The sequence below is a fragment of the Burkholderia sp. KBS0801 genome (assembly GCF_005937855.2).
Lineage (GTDB): Bacteria > Pseudomonadota > Gammaproteobacteria > Burkholderiales > Burkholderiaceae > Burkholderia > Burkholderia ambifaria.
In genome coordinates this window covers 3108549-3122965 of the sequence record NZ_CP042177.1, presented here as the reverse complement: position 1 = coordinate 3122965, position 14417 = coordinate 3108549, and the positions used below count along the sequence as shown (strand labels likewise).

Annotated in this window: 10 protein-coding genes; 4 read left to right on the top strand and 6 right to left on the bottom strand. The window is 68.5% G+C overall.

Translation table 11 applies throughout. The annotated features are described in order from the left end of the window. Positions 1-66: 66 nt before the first annotated feature. The 4 genes from nagA to nagE all read left to right on the top strand — a co-directional run bounded on the left by nagA (position 67) and on the right by nagE (position 6619). Entirely contained in the window at positions 67-1170 is a 1104-nt protein-coding gene (gene nagA, locus FFI87_RS14865) for an N-acetylglucosamine-6-phosphate deacetylase (RefSeq protein WP_012364752.1), read from the top strand. Beyond that, positions 1163-2170, top strand: a complete 1008-nt coding sequence (locus tag FFI87_RS14860) for an SIS domain-containing protein (RefSeq protein WP_041489861.1) — start codon at positions 1163-1165, stop codon at positions 2168-2170. The genes nagA and FFI87_RS14860 overlap by 8 nt, the downstream gene beginning before the upstream one ends. Positions 2171-2185: 15 nt before the next feature. Next, positions 2186-4768 (top strand): phosphoenolpyruvate--protein phosphotransferase, encoded by a 2583-nt coding sequence (ptsP, locus tag FFI87_RS14855; RefSeq protein WP_138847126.1) that lies wholly within the window; start codon positions 2186-2188, stop codon positions 4766-4768. Positions 4769-4855: 87 nt separating this feature from the next. Further along, on the top strand, positions 4856-6619 hold the full coding sequence (gene nagE, locus FFI87_RS14850; protein WP_138847127.1) for an N-acetylglucosamine-specific PTS transporter subunit IIBC: 1764 nt from the start codon (positions 4856-4858) through the stop codon (positions 6617-6619). A 208-nt stretch (positions 6620-6827) separates the two neighbouring features. On the opposite strand, the gene FFI87_RS14845 is transcribed toward nagE, so the two are convergent. The 6 genes from FFI87_RS14845 to rpoH form a co-directional block, all read right to left on the bottom strand. Beyond that, positions 6828-9311: a family 20 glycosylhydrolase gene (locus FFI87_RS14845; protein ID WP_138847128.1), complete on the bottom strand. Its 2484-nt coding sequence runs from the start codon at positions 9309-9311 to the stop codon at positions 6828-6830. Between the two features lie 581 nt (positions 9312-9892). After that, on the bottom strand, positions 9893-10015 hold the full coding sequence (gene cydX / locus FFI87_RS14835) for a cytochrome bd-I oxidase subunit CydX (protein WP_006483737.1): 123 nt from the start codon (positions 10013-10015) through the stop codon (positions 9893-9895). Between the two features lie 53 nt (positions 10016-10068). Beyond that, positions 10069-11205: a cytochrome d ubiquinol oxidase subunit II gene (gene cydB, locus FFI87_RS14830; RefSeq protein ID WP_012364747.1), complete on the bottom strand. Its 1137-nt coding sequence runs from the start codon at positions 11203-11205 to the stop codon at positions 10069-10071. 31 nt (positions 11206-11236) lie between these two features. Then, the gene (locus FFI87_RS14825; protein ID WP_138847129.1) at positions 11237-12814 is read right to left on the bottom strand and encodes a cytochrome ubiquinol oxidase subunit I; all 1578 of its coding nucleotides are present in this window, start codon (positions 12812-12814) and stop codon (positions 11237-11239) included. Continuing rightward, complete coding sequence (gene cydP, locus FFI87_RS14820; protein ID WP_138847130.1) at positions 12804-13082, bottom strand: cytochrome oxidase putative small subunit CydP; 279 nt, start codon at positions 13080-13082, stop codon at positions 12804-12806. The genes FFI87_RS14825 and cydP overlap by 11 nt, the downstream gene beginning before the upstream one ends. A 327-nt stretch (positions 13083-13409) precedes the next feature. Beyond that, positions 13410-14345 carry an RNA polymerase sigma factor RpoH gene (gene rpoH, locus FFI87_RS14815; protein ID WP_006753294.1) on the bottom strand — a complete coding sequence of 312 codons (936 nt, stop codon included), beginning with the start codon at positions 14343-14345 and terminating at the stop codon, positions 13410-13412. Positions 14346-14417: the final 72 nt, after the last annotated feature.

Here is a 14417-nt window from a genome sequence, read left to right as displayed (position 1 = left end):
GAAGCGCAACGGATTTGCAAATCGCGACGCGGATGTCCGCGTCACCAGATCATCAAGAGAAACGTCATGCTGACTGGAAACATCCTTACCCCCGACGGCTGGATTCACGGTTCGCTCGACAGCGAGAACGGCCGCATCACCACGCTCGACGGCACGCCCGCCGATCCCGCGAAGAACGACGCGCCGTACATCCTGCCCGGCTTCATCGACCTGCACGTGCACGGCGGCGGCGGCGCCGACGTGATGGAAGGCGGCGACGCGATCGAGACGATCGCCCGCACGCATGCGCAGTTCGGCACGACGAGCCTGCTCGCGACGACGATGACCGCGCCGCGCGACGAACTGATGGAGGTCGTCGCCAATCTCGGCAGCGTCGCGCGCACCCGCACGCCCGGTGGCGCACGCGTGCTCGGCGTGCACCTCGAAGGGCCGTACATCAACCCCGGCAAACTCGGCGCGCAGCCGGACGCCGCCGTGTCGGCCGTGCTCGACGAAGTGCTGAAGTACCTGTCGATCGCGCCGATCCGCGTCGTCACGCTCGCGCCGGAAATCGCCGGCCACATCGAGATCATCGGCGAGATGGCCGCGCGCGGCGTGCGCGTGCAGCTCGGCCACTCGCTCGCGACCTACGACGACGCCGTCGCCGCGCTCAAGCACGGCGCATGCGGCTTCACGCACCTGTTCAACGCGATGTCGCCGCTGCATCACCGCAATCCGGGCCTCGTCGGCGCGGCGCTCGCGCATGCCGAGTACGCGGAAATCATCCCCGACCTGCTGCACGTGCACCCCGGTGCGATTCGTGCGGCGCTGCGCGCGATCCCGCGCCTGTACGTCGTGACCGACAGCACGTCGGCCACCGGCATGCCCGACGGCGAATACCGGCTCGGCAGCCAGCACGTGACGAAGTGCCTCGGCGGCGTGCGGCTCGCCGACGGCACGCTCGCCGGCAGCACGCTGACGATGGACCAGGCGCTGCGCAACCTCGTGTCGCTCGGTCTGCCGATCGCCGACGTGTCGAACCGGATGTCGCGCTATGCGGCCGACTATCTCGGCATCGCCGATCGCGGCCGCCTCGCGCGCGGCGCGTGGGCCGACCTCGTCGTGTTCGACCGCGACCTGAACCTCACCGCGACCTACGTCGAAGGAGAATCGATTGTCGAATATGCTTAACGAAGCGCGCGAGTCCGCCCAGGTCGTCGCCGCGCAACTCGCCGACACCACGCGCGTCGAAGCGCTCGCCGGCCAATTGCTCGATCACCCGCCGGCCGTCGCGCTGACGGTCGCGCGCGGCAGCTCGGATCACGCCGCCAGCTATTTCGCGAGCCTGACGATGAGCCGCCTCGGCGTGCCCGTCGCGTCGCTGCCGATGTCGGTCGCGACGCTGCAGCAGGCGCCGCTGAAGGTGCAGGACCAGCTCGCGCTCGCCTTCTCCCAGTCGGGCAAGAGCCCCGATCTCGTCAACACGATGGCCGCGCTGCGCGAAGCCGGCGCGCGTACCGTCGCCGCCGTCAACGTGCTGCCGTCGCCGCTCGCCGACGCGTGCGAGCACCAGTTGCCGCTGCTGGCCGGCCCCGAGCTGTCGGTGGCCGCGACCAAGAGCTATATCGCGATGCTGTCGCTGTCCGCGCAGATCGTCGCCTACTGGCAGCGCGACGCCGCGCTGGTGACCGCGTTGCGCGGCCTGCCCGACGTGCTCGCGCAAGCCGGCCAGCTCGACTGGTCGCCGGCCGTCGCCGCGCTCGCCGACGTCGAACGGATGATCGTGATCGGCCGCGGCCTGGGTCTTGCGATCGCGCAGGAAGCCGCGCTGAAACTGAAGGAAACCTCCGGCATCCAGGCCGAGGCGTTCTCGAGCGCCGAAGTCCGTCACGGCCCGATGGAGCTGATCGACCGCGACTATCCGCTGCTGGTGTTCGCGCCGCCGGGGCCCGAGCAGGCCGGCCTGCTGCAGCTCGCGCAGGACATGCGCGCACGCGGCGCCGCCGTGCTGCTCGCGGCGCCTGCCGGCACGCCCGGCGCGACCTTGCCGCTGGCGCAGTCCGCCCATTCGGCGCTCGACCCGATCGCCGCCATTCTTTCGTTCTACGTGATGGCGGCGGATCTCGCCGTCGCGCGCGGCCGCAATCCCGACACGCCGCGCCACCTGAACAAAGTCACCGAAACGCACTGATAGCCGAGACAGCCGATGAGACGCGCCGAGGAGTCCCAGTTGAAGAGTTCCACCCATGATCCGATCGTCCTGCATGCCCCGCTGACCGGGCCGATCGTCGCGCTGGCCGATGTGCCCGATCCGGTGTTCTCCGGCGGGATGTTCGGCGACGGCATCGGCATCGACCCGCTCGCGGGCAAGCTCGTCGCGCCGTGCGCCGGCGTCGTGTCGCATCTCGCGCGCACCGGCCATGCGTTGACCATCACGACGCCGCAAGGCGCGGAAGTGCTGCTGCACATCGGCATCGATACCGTCGAGCTGAACGGGCAGGGTTTCACCGCGCATGTCGAAGCCGGCGCGCGGGTCGCGGCGGGCGACCTGCTGATCGAATTCGACCAGGACGCGGTCGCGCGCAGCGCGCATTCGCTGGTGTCGGTGATCGCGATCGCGAACTCCGACGCGTTCGAGGTCGTCGAGCGCGCGAGCGGTTTCGCGACCGCCGGCGAGACGCCGCTGCTGACGCTGCGCGGCAAGGGCGAAGCCGCCGCGCAGGCGGCGCAGGCCGGCGCCGCGGCGATGCAGGAAGTGCGCCGCGAGCTCGTGCTGACGCAGCCGGGCGGCCTGCATGCACGCCCGGCCGCACGGGCGCGCGAATCCGTGCGCGGCATCGACGCGACGGTCGACGTGCAGTTCGATGGCCGCAAGGCGTCGATCACGAGCGTCGTGGGCCTGCTCGGCCTCGGCGCCGGCGAAGGCGCGACGATCGAACTGATCGGCCGCGGTGCGCACGCGCAGCAAGCCGTCGAAGCGGTCGAACGTGAATTGCTGCGCGAAGCGCACGGCGAAGTCGAGGAGAAGCCGGCGCGGCTGCGTTCGCCCGCGCCGCAGATGGTCGCGCGCAATACCGGCGCGTCGCTCGACCCGAACACGCTCGCGGGCGTATGCGCGGCGCCCGGCATCGCGGTCGGCACGCTCGTGCGTCTCGACGATGCGGACATCGTGCCGCCCGAACAGGCGTCCGGCACGCCCGCGTCGGAAAGCCGCCGGCTCGACCAGGCGCTGAAGGCGGTCGACGCCGAACTCGACGAAACGGTGCGCAACGCGTCGGCGCGCGGCGCGGTGGGCGAGGCGGGGATCTTCGCGGTGCATCGCGTGCTGCTCGAGGATCCGACGCTGGTCGACGCGGCGCGCGACCAGATCAGCCTCGGCAAGAGCGCGGGCTTCGCGTGGCGCGCGACGATCCGCGCGCAGATCGACACGCTGTCGAAGCTCGACGACGCGCTGCTCGCCGAGCGCGCGGCCGACCTGCGCGACATCGAGAAGCGCGTGCTGCGTGCGCTCGGCCACACCAGCGGCGCGACGCGCGCGCTGCCGGACGAGGCCGTTCTTGCCGCCGAGGAATTCACGCCGTCAGACCTGTCGTCGCTCGACCGCCAGCGCGTGACCGCGCTCGTGATGGCGCGCGGCGGCGCGACGTCGCATGCGGCGATCATCGCGCGCCAGCTCGGCATTCCGGCGCTCGTCGCGGTCGGCGACGCGCTGTACGCGATTCCGGACGGCACGCAGGTCGTCGTCGATGCGAGCGCGGGCCGTCTCGAACATGCACCGACCGCGCTCGACGTCGAGCGCGCGCGCCACGAACGCCAGCGCCTCGACGGCGTGCGCGAAGCGAACCGGCAGATGGCCGGCGCCGCCGCGGCGACCATCGACGGCCGTGCGATCGAGGTCGCCGCGAACATCGCGACGCTCGACGACGCGAACACCGCGGTCGACAACGGCGCGGACGCGATCGGCCTGCTGCGCACCGAGCTGATGTTCATCCATCGCCAGTCCGCGCCGAGCGCAGTCGAGCACCAGCAGAGCTACCAGTCGATCGTCGACGCGCTGCAGGGCCGCACCGCGATCATCCGCACGCTCGACGTCGGTGCCGACAAGGAAGTCGACTACCTGACGCTGCCGCCCGAACCGAACCCGGCGCTCGGCCTGCGCGGCATCCGCCTCGCGCAGGTGCGCCCCGACCTGCTCGACGATCAGCTGCAGGGCCTGCTCGCGGTGCGGCCGTTCGGCGCGGTGCGCATCCTGCTGCCGATGGTGACGGATGCGGGCGAACTCGTGCGGCTGCGCAAGCGCATCGACGAATTCGCGCGTGCGCAGGGCCGCACCGAGCCGATCGAGGTCGGCGTGATGATCGAGGTGCCGTCGGCGGCGCTGCTTGCCGACCAGCTCGCGCAGCACGCGGATTTCCTGTCGATCGGCACCAACGACCTGACGCAGTACACGCTCGCGATGGACCGCTGCCAGGCCGATCTGGCCGCGCAGTCCGACGGCCTGCATCCGGCCGTGCTGCGCCTGATCGATATCGCGGTGCGGGGTGCGGCGAAGCATGGCAAGTGGGTCGGCGTGTGCGGCGCGCTGGGCGGCGACCCGCTCGCGGTACCGATCCTCGTCGGCCTCGGCGTGACCGAACTGTCGGTGGATCCGGTGTCGGTGCCGGGCATCAAGGCGCGCGTGCGCCGTCTCGATTACCAGCTGTGTCGCCAGCGTGCGCAGGATCTGCTCGCACTCGACTCGGCACAGGCGGTAAGGGCAGCAAGCCGCGAGGTCTGGCCGCTCGACTGAACGTCGACGGCGGGCGCGCGACCCGTTTCACCACGAAAGCAATTCGTTCAACGACGATTAACGACGAGACATGGACTGGAGGACTGAATGGACGGGAATCCGTTTCTGAAGATACAGGGCCTGGGCCGGGCGCTGATGCTGCCGATCGCGGTGTTGCCGGTCGCCGGCATCCTGCTGAGGCTCGGGCAGCCCGATGTGTTCAACATCAAGATGATCGCCGACGCCGGCGGCGCGATCTTCGACAACCTGCCGCTCTTGTTCGCGATCGGCGTGGCGGTCGGTTTCGCGAAGGACAACAACGGCGTGGCGGCGCTCGCGGGCGCGATCGGCTACCTGATCGAAACCGCGATCATGAAGGACATCGATCCCAAGCTGAACATGGGCGTGCTGTCCGGGATCATCGCGGGCGTGGTCGCGGGGCTGCTGTACAACCGCTACAAGGACATCAAGCTGCCGGACTACCTCGCGTTCTTCGGCGGCAAGCGGTTCGTGCCGATCATCACGGGGCTGGTATGCGTGATACTCGGCATCGTGTTCGGCTACGTGTGGCAGCCGGTCCAGCATGCGATCGACGCGGCCGGCCAGTGGCTGACGACGGCGGGCGCGATCGGCGCGTTCGTGTTCGGCTTCCTGAACCGCCTGCTGCTCGTCACGGGCCTGCACCACATCATCAACTCGCTCGCGTGGTTCGTGTTCGGCAACTTCACGCCGCCGGCCGGCGGCGAGATCGTGCACGGCGACCTGCACCGCTTCTTCGCGGGCGACCCGACCGCGGGCACTTTCATGGCCGGCTTCTTCCCGATCATGATGTTCGGCCTGCCGGCCGCGTGTCTCGCGATGCTGCACGAAGCGCCGAAGGAGCGCCGCGCGATGGTGGGCGGCCTGCTGTTCTCGATGGCGCTCACGTCGTTCCTGACCGGCGTGACCGAGCCGATCGAATTCAGCTTCATGTTCCTCGCGCCGGTGCTGTACGTGATCCACGCGGTGCTCACCGGGCTGTCGCTCGCGATCTGCCAGCTGCTCGGCGTGAAGCTCGGCTTCACGTTCTCGGCCGGCGCGATCGACTACGTGCTGAACTACGGGCTGTCGACGAAGGGCTGGATCGCGATTCCGCTCGGCATCGCGTACGGTGTCGCGTACTACGGGCTGTTCCGCTTCTTCATCCGCAAGTTCAACATGGCGACGCCGGGCCGCGAGCCGGCCTCCGCCGATGCGGCGACCGAGTCGTTCGCGTCGGGCGGTTTCGTCGCGCCGGCCGCCGGTGCCGCGGCGGCAGCGCCGCGTGCGCTGCGCTACATCGCCGCGCTCGGCGGGGCGGGCAACCTGACGGTCGTCGACGCATGCACGACGCGCCTGCGCCTGAGCGTCGTCGACCCGGAGAAGGTGTCGGAGCCTGAACTGAAGTCGATCGGCGCGCGCGGCGTGCTCAAGCGCGGCGGCAACAGCGTGCAGGTGATCATCGGGCCCGAGGCCGACATCATTGCCGACGAGATGCGTTCGGCGATCGGCAGCGGCGCGAGCGGTGCCGCGGCGCCGGTCACGGCCGCGGCCGCGCAGCCGGTCACGGGCGCGGCGGCCGGCCCGCTCGATCCCGATCCGCTGCGCTGGCTCGCGGTGTTCGGCGGCGCGACCAACGTCGCAACGCTCGACGCGATCGCGACCACGCGCCTGCGTGTCGTCGTGCGCGACGCATCGGCGGTCGATCGTGATCGCCTCGGTGCACTCGACGTCGCATGGGTGTCGCCGGACACGTTCCACATCGTCTGCGGCAACGCGGCGGCACGCTACGCCGAACAGTTCGGCGCACGTCTGCCGTCGACGGGCGGCGGCGCGGCCGCGCAACCCGCCTGATGCGCTGAGACCGGCCCGGTCCGCCGGTTCGCAGGGCAGCAAAACGAAAACGGCTTGCGATGCGTCGCAAGCCGTTTTTTATTGGCGGGGGCGTATGCGCGATGCGTTCGTCCGCATCGCTCAGCCGGTCAGCCGGTCAGCCGGTCAGCCGGTCAGCCGGTCAGCCGGTCAGCCGGTCAGCCGCTCGACCGCTGAGCCACTCGACCGTTCACGGGTTCGTCAGCGTAAAAGTCGGCTTCCGATAGCCGATGCCGGCACGGTCGAGCTTCGGCAATTCGCGCTGCGTGACCAGCGTCGCGAAACCGGCCCAGTCGCGCTGCAGTGCGGCCGTGTCGACGCGGTGCGTGTCGCCGCGCTTGTAGCGCACGCCGGCCGTGTACGGCAGCTCCCAGTCGGCGCGGTGCCACGCGCGTTCGGCGAGCGCGAGCAGGCGCGGATACACCATGTACTCGAGGAACGTGTCGTTGCGCATCACCTCGCCCCAGGCCTGACCCTGGATGCCTTCGATGCGCGGCGCAGGACCCGTGCCGGTCACCTCGAACGCGTTGCCGTCGCGATCGCCCATCACCTCGGCGTTCTGCGGCAGGTTCTCCGGCGCGAGCGAGAACACCTTGTACTCGTCGGTCGCCTGCGAGCCCCAGTAATAGCCGCGTTCGCGCGGGTTCAGCGTGTACGGGAAGTCGAAGTACAGGTAGTCGGGCAGCGCCAGCACCGCCTGGTAGCCCTTGCCGCTCAGGTCGCGCGCGCTGTCCGACGCGCCCCAGAAGATCGTGTCCCACAGCGACACCATCACGTGCCGCGTGCTGAAGTCCTGCGGCCCGCTCGCGTGCTTGATGCCGTCCTGCCACGCGGCCATCGTGCCGATCCCGTTCGCGTCGACCGCCGCGCTCACCTGTTTCGCGAAGCGCGTCGGCAACTCGTCGATCGACTTGATCTCGCCGCGCTGGAGCAGCGCCGTGCACGCGGGCGAGCGCGCCCACGGCTTGTCCTGCGCGGCGAGGTCGATGCGCCCCTTGTTCGGATCGGTGCCGTTCAACGGCTGGAAGCCGCCGCCGAGCAGGATGTTCTTCGCTTCGTCGCCGCCGTAGTGCCAGATGCGCAGCGGCGCCTGCGCGTCCGCATGCATGGTCGCGATCTCGCGGATCACCTTCGACGCGAAGTTGAGCGCACCCGGCACGCAAGGGTTCAGGTCGCTGCGCCGGTCGTAGAACTGCACCGTCGTCAGGTTCGACGTGTCCTGCGGATCGAGCAGCCGGTACGCGTTCGCGTCCTGGTCGCGGCCGGCCGCATGCAGCCGGCGGTAGCGCGCCTCCATCGACACGACGGCCGCGCGCGCGTGCGCGGGCATGTCGATTTCGGGAATCACGTCGATGAAGCGGTCGGCCGCGTAGCGCACGAGCGCGACGTAGTCGGCGCGCGTCAGGTAGCCGCCGCCCGAGCGGTTGTCGGGGCCGGAGCCGAGTTGCGGCAGCAGGCAGCGCGTCTCGCTCGGGTCGTGGCAGCGGCGCGCGCCGATGTCGGTCAGCTCGGGCAGGCCGGGAATCTCGATGCGCCAGCCTTCGTCGTCCGACAGGTGCAGGTGCAGGCGATTGAGCTTGTACGCACTCATCTGGTCGATCAGGCGGCGCAGCGTCGCCGGCTGCTTGAAATTGCGCGCGAGATCGACGTGCATCCCGCGATGCGTGAAGCGCGGCGCATCCTCGATGAGCAGCGCCGGGATCGTGCCGCCGCCGGCCGGCGCGAGCGAGAACAGCGTCTGCACGCCGTAGTAGAGGCCCGCGCGATCGTAGCCTTCGATGAGGACGCCGCGCGGCCCGATCGCGAGCCGGTAGCCGCCCGGCGTCGCGATGTCGGCCGGCAGCCGGCGCGGCGCGACCGCGCCGAGCACCGGCACGCGTGCGCCGTCCAGGCCGAGCGTCGTCGCGCGCTCGCGCAGCGCCGCGACCTGCGCGTCGGGCATCCCGGCCAGCAAGAGCTCGACGCCGCGCAGATCGAGCGCGCCGGGCAGCGGCTGCTCGCGCTTCACGCTCGGCAGTGCGCGGCTCGCGTCGGGCCGCGCGGCGACGGTCGGCGCGTTGCCCGTCGAGTTGTTCTGCGCGTCGGCCGGCAGCGATTCGACGTAGCGAAGCTCGTTGTCGGTGTCGTTGTAGCGGAGCACCGCGGGCGGTGCGCCGTCGACGACGACGTACGGCCGCGGAATCACGTCGCTGTAGCGCCGCACCCAGTATTCGGCGACGAACGGCAGCTCGATGCGTTCGCCGGGCGCGAGCCGTACCGATCCCGGCTGCGGCGTCAGCTCGTACAGGTCGCCGGTGAGCCGGCGTAGCGCGAAGCCCGGACGGTCGATGCGCAGCAGGCGGCGGATGCTGTGCAGGTAGAGTTTCCAGCCGCCGTCGGCGATTGGCTGGTGGCCGCGGTTCTGCAGGAACAGGCGGCCCGTCGCGCAGGCCGCGCCATCGGCGCCAAGGTCCGCACACGGCACGCCGGCCGCGGCCGCGTGGTTGTTGTCCACGGATACGCGCAACGCGAGGCCGTTCGACAGCAATGCCGCGAGATCGGCCGGCTGCATGGCCGCCCGGGCGGTGCCGGCGATCGCGCCGGCGGCGGTTTGCACCGGCGCGGCGCAGGTCGCGGCCGGCAACAGCGCCGCGATCAGCAAGCCGGTCAGCAGGGAGGGCAACGTGCTCTTCATTCGAACTCCTGAGAAAAAAGGGGAGCGTCGCGGCGTCGTGGGACGACGTCGCCGCGGTCGGGTCTTTCAACGGAGCTGCGGGGACACCAGCGCCCGGCGCGAGGCGGTTGCGCCGGACGTATTCGGCACGCGAGTCGCGTGCGTTACGGAACGGGAGGCGGGCACGCGTGCCGATCCGATCGGCGAGGGCACGTCGGCGCGTTCATCGGGAAGGGGCGGCAGAGGGAGCGGCGTGGATGCGCACGTCGCCGGTGGTATCGGGGTGGTCGCGCGCGACGGCAACGGCGAGCGCCGTCACCTGGCCAGCAGCCGCCGCACGCAAGCGGCGACGCGACGCGCACGCCCCACACGGGATTCGCATGTCTCCCCCACTCAAATGGATTCGGCCTGTTGGCGGCCGCGTCCAACGATCATATGAAACCTTTTATTGGTATTCAAGTGGTATCAATCTGGCGCTAAATTGGGATCGACCGGCCGCGCGCCCCTCTGACCGTTCGGACGAAAAAAACCTCGCATGAAGCGAGGTTCGTTCCAGACGCGGCGGCGGCGCGGCGAGGTGCGCCGCCGCTGGCGCGCACGCGTCAGTCGCGGCGTGCGCGCACCGGCGCTTCCTGCGGTTTCTGCCGCGCTTCGAGCCACATCGCGTTGACGATGCCGAACGACAGCGCGACGCCGATACCGAGAATCCAGCTGAAATACCACATGATCCGACTCCTTGCGAAACGGTGGGCGAGGGCGCGTGCGCCCCCGGCCGGGTTCAATACATCGAGTGTTCGTTCTCTTCGAGCGTCTGGCGCGTGACCTTGCCGCGCATCACGCGATAGACCCAGCTCGTGTAGAGCAGGACGATCGGCAGGAACACGATCACCGCGAACAGCATCACCTGCAGCGTCATGTGGCTCGACGTCGAATCCCACACGGTCAGGCTGCTGCGCGGGTCGAGCGACGACGGCATGATGAACGGGAACATCGAGAAGCCCGCGGTCAGGATCACGCCGGTGATCATCAGGCCGGTGCAGAAGAACGCCGTCTTTTCCTGCCTGGAGCCGGCGAGCAGCAGCGCGAGCAGGCCGCCCGCGATCCCGACCAGCGGCGCCGCGATCATCCACGGATACTCGCCGTAGTTCGCGAGCCACAGGCCCGAGCCGGCGGCGACATCCTTCAGCAGCGGGTTCGCGACCGTGTCGTTCGGCGCGGCGTGCGTGATGTGGAAGCCGCCGATCGTCGACGCGACCAGCACCCCGGCCAGCACGAACAGCACGACCGCCAGGAGCGCCGACACGCGCAGTGCGATCGACGCGCGGCGCGCGATCACGCCGTCGGTCTTCATCTTGATGAACGCGGCGCCGTGCGCGACGAGCATCGTGAGGCTGACGAGCCCGCAGAGCAGCGCGAACGGGTTCAGCAGCGCCCAGAAGCCGCCGTAGTAGGTCACGCGCAGGTCGCTGTCGAACTTGAACGGCACGCCCTGCAGCAGGTTGCCGAACGCGACGCCGAACACCAGCGCCGGCACGAAGCCGCCGACGAACAGGCCCCAGTCCCAGCCCGCGCGCCAGCGCGGGTCCGGCCGCTTGCTGCGATAGTCGAAGCCGACCGGCCGGAAGAACAGCGCGAACAGCACGAGCAGCATCGCGAAGTAGAAGCCGGAGAACGACGCGGCGTAGACGAGCGGCCACGCGGCGAACATCGCGCCGCCGGCCGTGATCAGCCACACCTGGTTGCCTTCCCACGTCGCGCCGACCGTGTTGACGATGATGCGGCGCTCGTCGTCGGTCTTGCCGAGGAACGGCAGCAGCGCGGTCGCGCCCATGTCGAAGCCGTCGGTGACGGCGAAGCCGATCAGCAGCACGCCGACGAGCAGCCACCAGATCAGCTTGAGAGTTGCATAGTCCATAGCGATTCCTTGTTCCGTTGCAGGCGCGTGCTCAAACCGTGGCACGCTCGCCGGCGGCGATTTCGTGGTGATAGCGGCCGGTATGCAGCGACGACGGGCCGAGGCGCGCGTACTTGAACATCAGCTTGATCTCGATGACGAACAGCGCGGTGTAGAACAGGATGAAGCCGGCGAGACTCAGGTACAGGTCGCTCGGCTGCAGGCTCGACGCCGACAGATGCGTCGGCAGCACGCCGGCGATCGTCCACGGCTGGCGGCCGAGCTCGGCGACGATCCAGCCGAATTCGATCGCGATCCACGGCAGCGGAATCGCCCACACCGCATAGCGGAGGAACCAGCGGCGGTTGTCCTGCAGCAGCTCGCGGCGCGCGCAGAACCAGAACGCGGCAACGAACGTCGCGACGAACAGGAAGCCGAGGGCCACCATGATCCGGAACGAGAAGAACACGGGCGCGACCGGCGGGATCGTCTTCTTCGCGGCGGCCTTGATCTGCTCGGGCGTCGCGTCCGTCACGTTCGGCGTGAACTGCTTGAGCATCAGCCCGTAGCCGAGATACTGCTTGTGCTGGTCGAACGACGCGCGGGTCGCCTCGCTCGTGTCGCCCTGCTTGATCTTCTGCAGCGCGCCGTACGCGAGCATCCCGCTCTGGATGTGCTCCTCGCTGCGCTTCGCGAGCTCGCGCAGGCCGATCACCGGTTCGTCGATCGAGCGCGTCGCGATCAGGCCGAGCGCGTACGGGATCTTGATCGCATAGTCGGTGCGCTGCTCTTCCTGGTTGGGAATGCCGATCAGCGTGAACGACGCGGGCGCCGGCTGCGTTTCCCATTCGGATTCGATCGCGGCGAGCTTCATCTTCTGCACTTCGCCGGTCGTATAGCCCGATTCGTCGCCGAGCACGATCACGCAGAGCGTCGCCGCGAGGCCGAAGCCGGCCGCGACCGCGAACGAGCGCAGCGCGAAGTCGACGTCGCGCTTCTTCAGCAGGTACCACGACGACACGCCGAGCACGAACATCGCCGCCGACACATAGCCGGCCGACACGGTGTGCACGAACTTCACCTGCGCGACCGGGTTGAACAGCACGTCGAACAGGCTCGTCATCTCCATGCGCATCGTCTGGTAGTTGAACGCCGCGCCGACCGGGTTGTTCATCCAGCCGTTCGCGACGAGAATCCACAGCGCGGACAGGTTCGAGCCCAGCGCGACGAGGAACGTGACCATCAGGTGCTTGACCTTCGACAGGCGGTTCCAGCCGAAGAAGAACAGGCCGACGAACGTCGATTCGAGGAAGAACGCCATCAGCCCTTCCACCGCGAGCGGCACGCCGAAGATGTCGCCGACGTAGTGCGAGTAGTACGACCAGTTCGTGCCGAACTGGAATTCGAGCGTGATGCCGGTCGTCACGCCCATCGCGAAGTTGATCCCGAACAGCTTGCCCCAGAACTGGGTCATGTCCTTGTAGACCTGCTTGCCCGTCATCACGTAGACGGCTTCCATGATGACGAGCAGCCAGGACAGGCCGAGCGTCAGCGGCACGAACAGGAAGTGGTAGAGCGCCGTGATGCCGAACTGTAGACGTGACAGATCGACGACTTCGCTACTTATCATGGTGGTCTCCCTCGGTAGATGCAGGAGCCGGCACCGAGAGCAGCTTCTCGGCGACGACGGCAGGCGGCAGCGACATGTGCTCGGCCTGCGGATGATTGAAGAATGCGTATTTGAGCGACATCAGGAGGATCAGCTTGACGATCAGCACCAGCGTGATGTCGCGCATGAGGGTCGGGCCGCGCGCCCACGCGGCGATGCGCGCGCGCCAGCCGATCGTGCCGGCGGCCTGCAGGGGAGGCGGCGCAGGCTCTTTGTTGATCGAGATCAAGGCGATTATCCTGAATCGATTTACGTGGGTTTTGGGGCGACTTTACGTCGGCTTTATGACGGCACTTAAGCTGTTTTAATCCTTTTAAGCCGACATGCCAATTTTAAAACGCCGGCTTTCCGCTGCCGAGTGCCCCGCTGCGGCAGACCGTCGCGAATCGCGGGTCAAAACTTGAGGTAGATCAACGGTATGCGGATGGGGCGGGAAACCGTCCGATAGCCGCTCAATAACTCGATTAATCAGCGCGGCGACCACCGAAACGACAGACGAAAAAAAACCGCTGCCGGTCGGGCAGCGGTTTTGGGTGAAGCGTGCTGAGTCGCGGCTTTATGCGTATTCGGCGAGGGCGGTGCGCATCTTCTTCATGGCGCTCGCTTCGATCTGGCGGATGCGTTCCGCCGACACGCCGAATTCGGCGGCGAGATCGTGCAGCGTCGAGCCGCCCGAGCCGTCGTCGTCGACATTCAGCCAGCGCGCCTCGATGATCCGGCGGCTGCGTGCGTCGAGCGCCTCGAGCGCCTGCGCGATGCCGTCCGTCTGCAGCATGTCGCGCTGACGCGCGGCGAGCACGGCGCTCGGCTCGTTGTGCGAATCGGCCAGATAGGCGATCGGCGCATATGACTCCTCGCCGTCGTCCACTTGCCCCTCGAGCGCGATGTCGCCGCCCGACAGGCGCGTTTCCATTTCGGTCACGTCTTCGCGCTTGACGTTGAGCTCCTGCGCGAGGCCGTCGATTTCCTCGGGCGTCATCGCCTGCATGCTCTTCTTGTGGCTGCGCAGGTTGAAGAACAGCTTGCGCTGCGCCTTCGTCGTCGCGACCTTCACCATCCGCCAGTTGCGCAGGATGTACTCGTGGATCTCGGCCTTGATCCAGTGGATCGCGTACGACACCAGGCGCACGTTTTGCGTCGGGTCGAAACGCTTCACCGCCTTCATCAGGCCGATGTTGCCTTCCTGGATCAGGTCGCCGTGCGGCAGGCCGTAGCCGAGATAGTTGCGCGCGATCGACACGACGAGCCGCAGGTGCGACAGCACGAGGCGGCGGGCCGAGTCGAGGTTGTTGTCTTCGCGGAATTCGGTCGCATAGCGGCGTTCTTCCTCGGCGGTCAGCAGCGGGATCCGGTTGACGGCCTGGATATACGCGTCGATGTTGCCAAGCTGGCCCGGCAACATCGATTGAGTTGCGAGCGCCAGCGAGCCTGCCGATTCGGCCTTGGCCGGCGTCGGGCTCAGGGTGTTCGGAAGGGTCAGGGCGTGGCTCACTAAAAAAACTCCTTTGGAATCAGGGACAAACCCCTGGTCTCGGATGAGATTCCGGGGCCCATCTTAGCACTC